The following is an 11,890-nucleotide window of genomic DNA, read 5'->3' on the forward strand; positions in this document are numbered from 1 at the left end:
TTCGCGCCCCCCTCTGCCCTGCCAGGCATCTCCCGGGGAAATTGGAAGCTCGGTAGCTGGCACTCTTCTTTCGACGTTCGTAATTGGCGAAGGCCGGCGTGACATCTGATCTCCCCACTTGAGGGGGAGATGGCCGGCAGGCCAGAGGGGGTGCTGTCCCGCCGACGTCTCGGATACTATTGGGCGCCCAGCGCATCAAGCCGGGCGCGAAGGGCTACGACTTCCTGCTCCAGAGCCTCCAATCTCGCTTCCAGGTCGGAAGCAGGCAAGGCCGGCGCGCTCCGCTGCACCGATAACGCCGCGACGTCCACCGGTCCTGCGAGCAGATGCATAAAACGGTCCTCGCGCTGCCCCGGCCCGCGCGGTATTTCCTGGACGAGCGGCGGGCGGCGGCCGATCAGCATGTCGAGTTCGCCACGCAGGTCCTCGACGGACGAAAACCGCGCCATGCGCTCAGCTCGCGCCAGCAACTCATGCGCCGTCTGCGGCCCGCGCAGCAAAAGCAGGCCGATCACCGCAGTCTGCGGCCTCGTCAGCGAGAAGCGCTGCGCCATCTGATGCTCATAGCGCTCGACGCGCGAGCCGAACATCTGACGCACCAGCCCCTTCTGCTCGAGCAGCTTCAGCGTCCGATGCACCTCTGTCGGCTCGAGCGCCATCACAGGCTCGCGCGCCGTCTTCTGGTTGGCGGCTACAAGTGCTGCATTCAGCGTCAGCGGATAGACATCCGGCGTCAGCTCCTTCTTCTCGATCAGGCAGCCGAGCACACGGGCTTCGACCGAATTAAGGATTGGAAGCTCTTCGCTCATTGGGTTGAGTATCCTTTCTAGCGCCGGCGAGACAGCGCCCCCCTCTCTGTCCTACCGGATATCTCCCCACGCGGGGGGAGATCGGCAGCTTCGCCGACAGCGCGCCATCCTTCAACCTTGGAGATTGGCGAAAGCCGCGATGACGGCCAATCTCCCCACCCGTGGGGGAGATGTCCGGCAGGACAGAGGGGGGCGCGAAGGATCGCCGCGTACGAGATTGCCGCGAGCGAACTCGTCTCAACTAAACCCGCCGCTCCACCATCATCTTTTTGATTTCGGCAATCGCCTTGGCCGGGTTGAGCCCCTTCGGGCAGGTCTGGGCGCAGTTCATGATGGTGTGGCAGCGGTAGAGCCGGAATGGGTCTTCGAGATCGTCGAGCCGTTCGCCCGTGGCTTCGTCGCGGCTGTCGATCAGCCAGCGATAGGCCTGCAGCAGCGTCGCCGGGCCGAGATAGCGGTCGCCGTTCCACCAATAGCTCGGGCATGAGGTCGAGCAGCAGGCGCACAGGATGCACTCGTAGAGCCCGTCGAGCTTTTCGCGGTCCTCATGGCTCTGCAGCCATTCCTTGGCTGGCTTTGGCGACACTGTCTTCAGCCATGGCTGGATCGAGGCGTGCTGGGCGTAGAAATTGGTGAGGTCGGGCACCAGATCCTTGACCACCTGCATATGCGGCAGCGGGTAGACCTTGACGGCGCCGGAAATGTCGTCGCAGCCCTTGGTGCAGGCCAGCGTGTTGGAGCCATCGATGTTCATGGCGCAGGAGCCGCAAATGCCTTCGCGGCATGAGCGGCGCAAGGCAAGCGTCGGATCGATCTTGTTCTTGATCCAGAGCAGCGCGTCGAGCACCATCGGCCCGCAATCGTCCATGTCGACGAAATAGGTGTCGATGCGCGGGTTCTCGTCATCGTCGGGCGACCAGCGGTAGATGCGGTATTCCCGCAGGTTGGTGGCGCCCTCCGGCTTCGGCCAGGTCTTGCCCGGCTGCACCTTGGAGTTCTTGGGAAGCGTGAGTTCGACCATTACCTCAGATCCTTTCGGATGACGGGCTTCGGCACCATGGTCAGTATACCCTGGCCTTCGGCGCGATCTTGGCAAGACTGATGCCGCCGTCCTTTTCCGCCACCAGCGGCTCGGTGTGCACGGGACGATAGCTGAGGCTCACCTGGCCGTCCTCGCTTAGCCGGGCCAGCGTATGCTTGCGCCAGATAATGTCGTCTCGGGCCGAAAAATCTTCGCGCGCATGCGCGCCGCGGCTCTCCTTGCGCGCCTCGGCGCCGTAGACCGTGGTGATGGCGTTGGCCATCAGATTTTCCAGCTCCAGCGTCTCGACCAGGTCGGAATTCCAGATCATCGAGCGGTCGGAGACTTTCAGGTCCTTGAGCTCGGTCCATATCTGTGAAATGCGCTTGCAGCCGTTTTCGAGCGACTCCTGTGTGCGGAACACGGCGGCGTCTTCCTGCATCGCCTTCTGCATTTTCTCACGCAGAACGGCGGTTGGCGTCGAGCCATTGGCGTGGCGCAGCCGGTCGAAGCGGTCCATGATGTTTTCGACCGAGGCTTCGTTGGGCGAAGGGATCGCCGAATTGCGGTCGATGACCTGGCCGGCGCGGATTGCGGCGGCGCGGCCGAACACCACCAGATCGATCAGCGAGTTCGAGCCCAGCCGGTTGGCGCCGTGCACGGAGGCACAGCCGGCCTCGCCGACCGCCATCAGCCCGGGTGACACCCGGTCAGGATTCTCGACAGTCGGGTTCAGCACCTCGCCCCAGTAATTGGTCGGCACGCCGCCCATATTGTAGTGCACCGTCGGCAGCACGGGGATCGGCTCCTTGGTCAGGTCGACGCCGGCGAAAATCCTGGCCGATTCCGAAATGCCCGGCAGCCGCTCATGCAGCACGGCCGGATCGAGATGGTCGAGATGCAGGAAGATATGGTCCTTGTTCTTGCCGACCCCGCGGCCTTCGCGGATCTCCAGCGTCATGCAACGCGAGACGACGTCGCGCGAGGCCAGGTCCTTGGCCGACGGCGCGTAGCGCTCCATGAAGCGCTCGCCCTCGGAATTGACGAGATAGCCGCCCTCGCCGCGCGCGCCTTCGGTGATCAGGCAGCCGGCGCCGTAGATGCCGGTCGGATGAAACTGCACGAACTCCATATCCTGCAACGGGAAGCCGGCCCGTGCCGCCATGCCGCCGCCGTCGCCTGTACAGGTGTGCGCCGACGTCGCCGAGAAATAGGCGCGGCCATATCCGCCGGTCGCCAGCACCACCATCTTGGCGGAGAAGCGATGGATGGTGCCGTCGTCGAGGTTCCAGGCGACGACGCCGGTGCAGGTGCCGTCCGGTTCCATGATCAGGTCGAGCGCAAAATACTCGATGAAGAACTGTGCATTGTTCTTCAGCGACTGGCCGTAGAGCGTGTGCAGGATGGCGTGACCGGTGCGGTCGGCGGCAGCACAGGTGCGCTGCACCGGCGGGCCGTCGCCATAATTCATCATGTGTCCGCCGAACGGCCGCTGGTAGATCTTGCCCTCTTCGGTGCGCGAGAACGGCACGCCGTAATGCTCGAGCTCGTAGACCGCCGCCGGTGCCTCGCGCACCAGATATTCCATGGCGTCGACGTCGCCCAGCCAGTCCGAACCCTTGACGGTGTCGTACATGTGCCACTGCCAGGAGTCCGGACCCATGTTGGACAGCGACGCGGCAATGCCGCCTTGTGCCGCCACCGTGTGCGAGCGGGTCGGGAACACTTTGGTGATGCAGGCCGTGCGCAGGCCCTGCTCGGCCATGCCGAGCGTGGCGCGCAGGCCGGCGCCGCCGGCGCCGACGACCACCACGTCGAACTTGTGGTCGACAAAGGTATAGCCGGTGGCCGATTTCGCGTCCTTGGCCAAATCAGCCTCCGAATGCCAGTTTGAGCAGGGCGAAGATCGAGGCGACGCCGACCGCGATGGTGAAAAACGTGCTGAGTGCGATCAGCGCCAGCTTCATGCCTTCGGCATGCACGTAATCCTCGATAATGACCTGCATGCCGACACGCATATGGGTGAGACCGGAAACGAGCACCAGCGCCAACACCAGCGCCACGAACGGACTGGCGAGCGCCGCCCGCACCTCGGCGAAGCCGGCGCCATTGAGCGCGATCAGGAACCCGACGAAGAACAGTATCAGCGGGATGTTGGCAATGGCCGTCAGCCGCTGTCGCCAGAAATGCCCGGTGCCTTCGCGGGCCGAGCCCAGACCGCGGACCTTGGCCAGCGGCGTGCGCATATCGTTGTTGTTCGTGCCGCTCATCACAAGGTTCCCCGCGCCATGTAGCCGGCGACCCAGATCAGCAGCGTGAGCAGGATGGAACCGGCGAGCGTCGCCCAGGCGATCTTCGATGCCGTGTGTTTCTCCAGCCCGGCGCCGGTGTCCCAGACGAGATGGCGCACGCCGCCCAGCATGTGGTGCATCAGCGCCCAGGTGTAGCCGAACAGGATGAGCCGGCCGAGCCAGGTGCCGAAGGCCCAGTTGATCCAATCGAAAGCGCCTTGCGAACTCGCCGCCGCCATCAGCCACGCGGCGACCAGCAGCGTGCCGAAATACAGCGCCCCGCCAGTGATGCGGTGAATGATCGACATCGTCATGGTGATCGGTGGGCGGTAAATCGTCAGGTGCGGCGAGAGCGGCCGTTCACGTCTGGCGGTTCGGGTGGCTGGTGATTTGCTCATGGCTGCCCCAGTTCGATGTCCGGAGCCGCGGTGGAAAGCGGCACTTACCGCCTCGATATATGACTTCAGACAGCCGGTTTCTAATGCTCTTTTTGCACCGCGTCAAAGCCGGAAAATCGTTTTGAAAACGTCATTTAGTCTGACAAAAGGCTGCTGTTTCGCTTCAATCGATTTGGCCACCGTCGAAAGCCGGCGCACCGTTCGCTGCAGTGCGGCATTTCCTTTGCAATCGACGCCAGGCTATCGTTTGCAGGTCTGTGGTGTCGAGCCCCTCTTCATCACCAGCGCCTCGCGCGCGTCGATCACGATTGCGTCATGCGACGCGGCTTCCTGGTAGCGGCTGGACTGGTTGGCGGGTGATGCGGCAAACTCCTCGGTCGTGCCATCGGGCCTGACAACACGCAACGCCGTGCCGAGGTTCTGGATGGTGATCATGCCGCCATTGCCGCATCTGTAAGTTGCCGTGCCGACAGCAGACCGCGGCGCGGTAAGATCGGTGACGATCTTGGCTGAAGGTGCGGCAGGTGCTGTCGGAGCCGTTGCGGAAGCCGGGGGCGCCACAGGTGCGGCGGACTGCTGAGCCGGCGCGGGCGCGACAGTGGGTGGTACGGTATTCACCGCCGTCGGCGCGCCGTTCTGCGGCACGCAGGCTGCGGCAGTCAGCAAGGGGATCGACAACAGCGTCACCCGAAACGTCCGGCGTAACGCCATATGCTGTCCTCCTGCGCGGCTAACTAGCCGCGATGTTCCACCAAGATCAAGCTCACCCAACGTCAGCGTAGTTGTGTGCGTCGCGGCCGATGGTGCGGGCAAGCATGGCCGAATGATGACGCCCGGGTTTTCCATCCCGTCGGATATTAACCATGTTTGGCGAGAGATCGCCGCCGGATGCGCCTGCCCTCTTAACAAAGGTTAAGAAAAGGTTAATTTCCGATTCGATCGGGTCCACAGCAGAGAGGACACCATGCTTTCGAATTCAGGAAGAGCGCGCCTTGCGGCGCTTGTGCTGGCGACAGCCAGTCTCGGCTTCGCCGCCCCGGCAATGGCCTGGTCGCGCCATCATGACCGCGTCTATGCCGATTCCCTGGGCAATCTCGTCATCGACAGCGCCGCCGGCTACAAGCGCATCATTGTCGGCCAAGGCAGGCTGGCCAAGAAATTGTCCGACTACACCAGCGCCGGGCAGCCGGAAGCGGGACCGGAAGTCCTTTATGAAGACGAGGCGGATCACATCTCCAGGCGTGGCTGCTACCAGCCGCCGGTGTTCGTGAAGGGCCGCTCCTATATGTACGGCCTCTCCGACGGCGAAATGCCCAACCTCAGCCGTTGCCGCTGATGATCCGGCACGGCCGAGAGGCCGTTTAAGCGAGACGCTAACCGACGCTGCCTGTATCCGGGATGAACACCGTTTCGGCCCGCTCATAGGAAAGCCGCACGCTGTCGCGGCCGTTCTTCTTGGCCTTGTAGAGCGCTTCGTCGGCGCGCCGCCTCAGCGGCTCCAGCCCTTCGTCGCCGGTGCGCGCCGCGACGCCGAAGCTCGCGGTCACCCTGGTGCCCGGCGGCAACCCGTCGACACTGCCGGCCGAATAGTGCGTGCGCACGGCTTCGGCAAACAGCCGCGCCGTGGCAAGATCGCTCAGCGACAGAAGCACAGCGAACTCCTCGCCGCCGATGCGGCCGGCAACCGCACGCGTGCCGGCGGCCGCGCGAAGCTTGGCGGCGAAGTCGGCGATCACCTGGTCGCCCGCGGCATGTCCGTATTTGTCGTTGAGCGCCTTGAAGTGATCGAGATCGGCCAGCACCAGCGCGACCGGCACCTTGGCGGCGGCGCAGTGTTGCAGCACCAGCAAGGCGCGCTCCTCGAAACCCCTGCGGTTGAGCAGGCCAGACAGGGGATCGGTGTGCGTCTCGGTCTTCAGCGCCTTCATCACGTCGAGCGCAGCTGCCGAGAACAGGCAGAGCGCGATCAGCAACGACAGCAGCGCGTGCGACAAAAGCGCCGTCGTCCAGTAGGACGAGCCATAAAACCCGTCATAGCTGGTGAACGGCCCGTGCGAGATGACGACGAGCAGCGTGCGGCCGATAAAGTTCAGCCCGGACAGCAGCGACAGTACGAACAGGATTTTTTCCGTCGGGCCGTTCTTGCGCACGGCGCGCAGCTCGGCGGCGACCAGCAGGCTGAGGCCGCCAAAGCCGAAATTGATCGACAGGATGCGCCAAGTCAAGTCCGGCTGGACGAACAGGAACCAGCAGAATGCCACCATCCCGCCACCCGCCAGAATGCCGATCGCGATATAGGGCACGCGCCTGCCGTAGCGTGAGATGATCGCACCGACGAGGCAACAGGCGGCAAGCGTGAAGCAGAGGTTGGAGACCAGCTTGGTCAGCACCATGCCGCCGGGCAGCGTGAAATACTGCAGCAGGAAGCCGGGCGCGGACACGCAATAGCTCGTGCCGAGCACAGCCAGATAGGGCCGGTGGCGCTGATAGAACCATAGCACGAGGAACGCCGCGCCGAGCGCCAGCGCGATCGTCGGATTGAGCAGCGCTATGAACAGGCCGGTGTCCAAAGGACGGTGACTTCCCCGCTTGACGTCAGGGAAGACCTTAGAGCGCAAGCCCCAACAAGCGGTTAAGCCGGGACGAATATGCAAGTCGCCACTGATGAAGCTGCTGCACGGAACCGGGACCTGAGGCAGGCGTTTCGTGACAGCAATCAAGGAGAAGTTATTCATGGCCGACACGATCACGCTGACCGACCACGAAGCAATTCGCTCATGGGCCGCAGGGCGCGCCGGATTTCCGGCGATCGTCGATGTATCGCCCGAAACCGGAACGCAGCCGTTGCTGAGGCTCGTCTTCGGCCAGCACGCCTATCAGGACCAGGATCAACCTGAACGCCCGGTCAACGCAGGCGGCTACGAGCTGGTCGAATGGGACGAGTGGTTCAAGATCTTCGACGAGCGCGAACTGGCGCTGGTGGTCGCGGCCGACGAACCCGGCAGCCGGGAGGAATTTCATGAAATCATCCGGCGTGCCGGCTAGGGCATATACCCCAAGGGTCTTAGAGCGGCGCGCATTAAACAAAACCCCGAACGGTTTTGCCGTTCGGGGTTTGCATAAGCTCAGATCAGGCTTGAAACAGTCTGCGCTATTTCCAGTCGCGGATGTCGACGAAATGGCCGGCGATCGCCGCCGCCGCCGCCATGGCCGGCGACACCAGATGGGTGCGGCCCTTGAAGCCCTGCCGGCCTTCGAAATTGCGGTTCGAGGTCGAGGCGCAGCGCTCATGCGGCTTCAGCCGGTCGTCGTTCATGGCCAGGCACATCGAGCAGCCCGGCTCGCGCCAGTCGAAACCGGCGGCAATGAAGATCTTGTCGAGACCCTCGGCCTCCGCCTGTTCCTTGACCAGACCGGAGCCCGGCACGATCATCGCATCGACATGCGCACTCACCGTCTTGCCTTCGACCACCTTGGCCACCGCACGCAGATCCTCGATGCGGCCATTGGTGCAGGAGCCGATGAAGACGCGGTCGAGCGTGATGTCGGTGATCTTCGTGCCCGGCGTCAGCCCCATATAGTCGAGCGCGCGGATCTTTGACGTCCGCTTGTTCTCGTCCGTGATCTCTTCCGGATTGGGAACGACGCCCTGCACCGAAACGACGTCCTCGGGCGAGGAACCCCAGGAGACGATCGGCGGCAGCTTGGCCGCGTCGAGCACGATCACCTTGTCGAAATGCGCGCCCTCGTCGGACTGCAGCGTCTTCCAGTATTCGAGCGCGGCGTCCCACGACGCGCCCTTCGGCGCGCGCGGCTTGCCCTTGACATAGGCGAAGGTGGTTTCGTCGGCCGCGATCAGGCCGGCGCGCGCGCCGCCCTCGATCGACATGTTGCAGATCGTCATGCGGCCTTCCATCGACAGCGCGCGGATCGCCTCACCGGCATATTCGATGACATAGCCGGTGCCGCCGGCGGTGCCGATCTCGCCGATGATGGCGAGGATAATGTCCTTGGCGGTGACGCCTTCCGGTAACTGGCCATCGACACGCACCAGCATGTTCTTGGCCTTGCGCTGGATCAGCGTCTGCGTCGCCAGCACATGCTCGACCTCGGAGGTGCCGATGCCATGCGCCAGTGCGCCGAAGGCGCCATGCGTCGAGGTGTGGCTGTCGCCGCAGACGATGGTCATGCCAGGCAGCGTGAAGCCCTGCTCCGGCCCGATGATGTGGACGATGCCTTGGCGGATATCGTTCTCGGAATAATATTCGACACCGAAATCCCTAGCGTTCTTGGCCAAGGCCTCGACCTGGATGCGGCTTTCCTCGTTCTTGATGCCGAACTTGCGCTCGGGCGAGGTCGAGACATTGTGATCGACCACGGCCAGCGTCTTTTCCGGATGCCGGACTTTTCTGCCGGTCATGCGCAGACCTTCGAAGGCCTGCGGGCTGGTCACTTCATGGACGAGATGGCGGTCGATGTAGAGCAGACAGGTGCCATCATCCTGGCGATCGACGACATGGTCGTCGAAAATCTTGTCGTAGAGGGTGCGCGGTGCGCTCATGTGCGTAAATCCGTCGATTTGCAAAAAGGGGAAGGGCAGACGCGCCTAAGCCTTCGGCCCGGCGAAAGCGGCTTAGCTAAGTTGGCTGGTGAGCGCGCCGGAAATGCGCGAAGAGAAACGCGACGGCAGGCGTTTTCTGTCCTGCAGCACGAAACCCTTATAGGCCGGATCGCCAAAAAGCTCTTCCATGGCGTGGCTCATACCAATGTTTTGGCTTTTCGGCAATTGCGGCGTGTTTTCGCTTCTCCCCTTGTGAGAGAAGGCGAAGAGGGCGGCGCTCAAAGCACCTCGAACACAAAAGTCTTCACCAGCGCGTCCGGCTCGGCGATCGCATAGCAGCGGAACCATGGGCTTTGCTCGGCCGGCCGCCATTTCCCGGCCCGCTCCAGCCCGTCGAACACGGCCTGGAAGCCGCCGCTGTCAAACACCTGGTCGCGCACGGTGAAGATGGCGTGGCCGCCTTTTCTGGTGATGCGGACAAGCTCGTGCAGGCCGGACGCCGGCGCATGGCTGATGGTGAACACGCCAGTCGAGAAGAAGGCGCGGAAATGCCCGTCTGGCCAGGGCAGCGGCCCGCCGAGCATTGCCTGCTTCAGATCGCCATAGGCATTGCGGCTGCCGGCGATCTTCAGCATGTCGTCGGAGAGGTCGAGCCCGGCAATGTCGTGATAACCCAGCGCCTTCAATGACGGGCCCGACAGGCCGGTGCCGCAGCCGGCGTCGAGCAGCGGTCCTTCGCCCACTTGCACATGGCGCGCCACCCAGGCGGTGATCAGGAACGGCAGCAGATAGCCTAGCGAAGCGGTTTCGCTGTCATAGGTCGCGGCCCAGTCCGCATAGGCCTTGGCCAGCCCTTCCGGCGTGTCGGCCGAATAGACGGTGCCCAGCGCCGCATTGGCCTTGTCGATCGTCATCGCCTGCATCCTCCGGAATCCTGTCCTCCGCGATCGTAGCCGTGCCCGCGTCGGACTTCTATTCCTGCTGCGCCCGCCGCAGTCGTTGCTCCAGCCCCCGCAGCACCAGCGACAGGCTGACGGTGAGGATGAGATAGATATAGGCGACGATCGAATAGGTCTCGAAGAAGCGGAACGAGCCGGCGGCGTAGATCTTGCCCATCTGCGTGATGTCGGCGACGCCGAGCACCGAGACCAGCGAGGAATCCTTGACCATGGCGACGAAGTCATTGCCGAGCGGCGGCAGGATGGTGCGGATCGCCTGTGGGAAGACGATCAGCCGGAAGCGCTGCGTGCGCGTCAGCCCGAGCGCCTTGGCAGCCTCGATCTGGCCTTTCTCGACCGACTGGATGCCGGCGCGGAAGACCTCGGAGATGAAGGCGGAATAACCGATGGTCAGCGCCATGATTGCACGCCACAACAGCGACACGTCGCGCACCAAAAGCTCGCCGAGATACCCGGCGTTTTGCAGCGGCGCCGTCAGCGCATTCCACGCAGCCACGAAGGCCGGCGCGCCGGCGAAGGCGATCCAGAACAACAGCACCAGGATCGGCACGCCGCGGATGATCTCGACATAGAAACGAGCGATCTGCCTGAGCCAACGCGACCCCGACAACGCCATCAGCGCAATGCCGAGCCCGGTGGCGGAAGCCAGCGCGAAGGCGACCACGGTGACAAGAATGGTGATGCCGATGCCTTTGGCGACGGTGGCAAAAACCTGGGCGTAGAGATCGCTGGCGGCAATGGAGAGCGCAGCGACGACGGCGAGCGCGATCGCGGCGGCAAGCCACCAGGGGAAATCGGATTTGAGAGTCGAAGCGGGGGGCGTGGCCATCAGGGCGCTTCACCCTCCCCCTTGTGGGGAGGGTCGGCGAACAAGCTTTGCATCGCAAAGCTGGTGAGCCGGGGTGGGGGTCGTGACAAAGCGCCGGCGCTGGCACCCCCACCCCGCTCCGCTTCGCGGATCGACCCTCCCCACAAGGGGGAGGGTAAGGAGTCGGACATCACTGCCCCATCTTGTAGTCGAGAAACCACTTCTTGTTCAGCGCCTCCAGCGTGCCGTCGGCCTTCAGCGCCGCGATCGCCGCGTTGACCGGCTTCACCAGGTCCGAGCCCTTCGGGAAGATGAAGCCAAAATCCTCGGTGCCGAGCGGGCCGCCGATCAGCTTGAGCTTGCCGCCGGAGGCATCGACATAGCCTTTGCCGGCGGTGCCGTCGGTCAGGACGACATCGACGTCGCCGGATTTCAGTGCCTGCACCGAAGCGCCGAAGGTCTCGAACTGCTTGATACGCGGGTTCTGCTCATTGCCGTCGAGCACGCTGTAGACGGCGGTGTAGAACGGCGTCGTTCCGGCCTGCGCGCCGATCAACCCGTCCTTGAAGGCGGCGAAGGTCTTGGCGTCGGTGAAGCGGCTTTCATCGGCGCGCACCAGCATGAACTGCTCCGAACGCATATAGGGGTCGGAGAAATCGACCTTCTCCTTTCGCTCGTCCTTGATGGTGATGCCGGTCATGCCGATGTTGTACTGGTTGTCGGAAACCGCCTGGATCATCGCGTCCCAGGAGGTGTTCTGGTACTCCACCTTGAAGTTCAGGCGCTTGGCGATTTCGTCCATCGCGTCATATTCCCAGCCGATCTGCTTGCCGGTCTTGGCGTCGATGAACTGCAGCGGCGGATAGGCGTTTTCCGTCACCACCACGACCTTCTTGCCGCCGAGATCGGGCAGCGCATCGGCCGCCCATGCAGCGACGGGCGGGAGGAAACAGGCCGCGAGGGCGGCCAGCAGCAACTTCGATTTGGTCATGACACGCTCCAGGATGAGAAGCCCGCTTGCAGCCGGGCTCGCATGAAAATCC

General features: G+C 63.6%; 14 protein-coding genes. 2 read left to right on the top strand and 12 right to left on the bottom strand.

All coding sequences use genetic code 11. From position 1 onward, the window contains the following. Positions 1–176: 176 nt before the first annotated feature. The 6 genes from NKJ80_RS13590 to NKJ80_RS13615 all read right to left on the bottom strand — a co-directional run bounded on the left by NKJ80_RS13590 (position 177) and on the right by NKJ80_RS13615 (position 5,230). On the bottom strand, positions 177–809 hold the full coding sequence (locus tag NKJ80_RS13590) for a YceH family protein (protein ID WP_352497717.1): 633 nt from the start codon (positions 807–809) through the stop codon (positions 177–179). Positions 810–1,050: 241 nt separating this feature from the next. Then, positions 1,051–1,830 carry a succinate dehydrogenase iron-sulfur subunit gene (locus NKJ80_RS13595; RefSeq protein ID WP_352497718.1) on the bottom strand — a complete coding sequence of 260 codons (780 nt, stop codon included), beginning with the start codon at positions 1,828–1,830 and terminating at the stop codon, positions 1,051–1,053. A 40-nt stretch (positions 1,831–1,870) separates the two neighbouring features. Then, complete coding sequence (gene sdhA / locus NKJ80_RS13600) at positions 1,871–3,700, bottom strand: succinate dehydrogenase flavoprotein subunit (RefSeq protein WP_023687711.1); 1,830 nt, start codon at positions 3,698–3,700, stop codon at positions 1,871–1,873. A 1-nt stretch (position 3,701) separates the two neighbouring features. Beyond that, a complete protein-coding gene (sdhD, locus tag NKJ80_RS13605; RefSeq protein ID WP_023683885.1) occupies positions 3,702–4,100 on the bottom strand; it encodes a succinate dehydrogenase, hydrophobic membrane anchor protein in 399 nt (132 codons plus the stop codon). Continuing rightward, positions 4,100–4,519: a succinate dehydrogenase, cytochrome b556 subunit gene (sdhC, locus tag NKJ80_RS13610; protein ID WP_023683884.1), complete on the bottom strand. Its 420-nt coding sequence runs from the start codon at positions 4,517–4,519 to the stop codon at positions 4,100–4,102. Before sdhC ends, sdhD begins: the two co-directional genes overlap by 1 nt. Before the next feature lie 240 nt (positions 4,520–4,759). Then, positions 4,760–5,230 (bottom strand): hypothetical protein, encoded by a 471-nt coding sequence (locus tag NKJ80_RS13615; RefSeq protein ID WP_023687710.1) that lies wholly within the window; start codon positions 5,228–5,230, stop codon positions 4,760–4,762. A 253-nt stretch (positions 5,231–5,483) separates the two neighbouring features. Here NKJ80_RS13615 and NKJ80_RS13620 point away from each other — a divergent pair, with 253 nt between their 5' ends. Continuing rightward, a complete protein-coding gene (locus NKJ80_RS13620) occupies positions 5,484–5,855 on the top strand; it encodes a hypothetical protein (RefSeq protein ID WP_352497719.1) in 372 nt (123 codons plus the stop codon). Between the two features lie 37 nt (positions 5,856–5,892). On the opposite strand, the gene NKJ80_RS13625 is transcribed toward NKJ80_RS13620, so the two are convergent. Next, positions 5,893–7,089, bottom strand: a complete 1,197-nt coding sequence (locus NKJ80_RS13625) for a GGDEF domain-containing protein (protein WP_023715865.1) — start codon at positions 7,087–7,089, stop codon at positions 5,893–5,895. Positions 7,090–7,252: 163 nt separating this feature from the next. Between NKJ80_RS13625 and NKJ80_RS13630 the strand changes: the two genes are divergently transcribed. Further along, a complete protein-coding gene (locus NKJ80_RS13630) occupies positions 7,253–7,564 on the top strand; it encodes a hypothetical protein (protein WP_023670517.1) in 312 nt (103 codons plus the stop codon). Between the two features lie 106 nt (positions 7,565–7,670). Here NKJ80_RS13630 and leuC read toward each other — a convergent pair whose 3' ends face one another. The 5 genes from leuC to NKJ80_RS13655 form a co-directional block, all read right to left on the bottom strand. Then, complete coding sequence (gene leuC, locus NKJ80_RS13635) at positions 7,671–9,080, bottom strand: 3-isopropylmalate dehydratase large subunit (protein ID WP_023670518.1); 1,410 nt, start codon at positions 9,078–9,080, stop codon at positions 7,671–7,673. A 72-nt stretch (positions 9,081–9,152) separates the two neighbouring features. After that, positions 9,153–9,362, bottom strand: a complete 210-nt coding sequence (locus NKJ80_RS13640) for a hypothetical protein (protein WP_197031338.1) — start codon at positions 9,360–9,362, stop codon at positions 9,153–9,155. Continuing rightward, on the bottom strand, positions 9,359–9,994 hold the full coding sequence (locus NKJ80_RS13645) for a class I SAM-dependent DNA methyltransferase (protein WP_352497720.1): 636 nt from the start codon (positions 9,992–9,994) through the stop codon (positions 9,359–9,361). The genes NKJ80_RS13640 and NKJ80_RS13645 overlap by 4 nt, the downstream gene beginning before the upstream one ends. 58 nt (positions 9,995–10,052) lie before the next feature. Further along, the gene (locus NKJ80_RS13650) at positions 10,053–10,868 is read right to left on the bottom strand and encodes an amino acid ABC transporter permease (RefSeq protein WP_352497721.1); all 816 of its coding nucleotides are present in this window, start codon (positions 10,866–10,868) and stop codon (positions 10,053–10,055) included. A 169-nt stretch (positions 10,869–11,037) separates the two neighbouring features. After that, positions 11,038–11,838 (bottom strand): transporter substrate-binding domain-containing protein, encoded by an 801-nt coding sequence (locus NKJ80_RS13655; RefSeq protein ID WP_352497722.1) that lies wholly within the window; start codon positions 11,836–11,838, stop codon positions 11,038–11,040. Positions 11,839–11,890: the final 52 nt, after the last annotated feature.

Source organism: Mesorhizobium sp. M0030, assembly GCF_040323695.1.
In the GTDB taxonomy this organism is placed as follows: domain Bacteria; phylum Pseudomonadota; class Alphaproteobacteria; order Rhizobiales; family Rhizobiaceae; genus Mesorhizobium.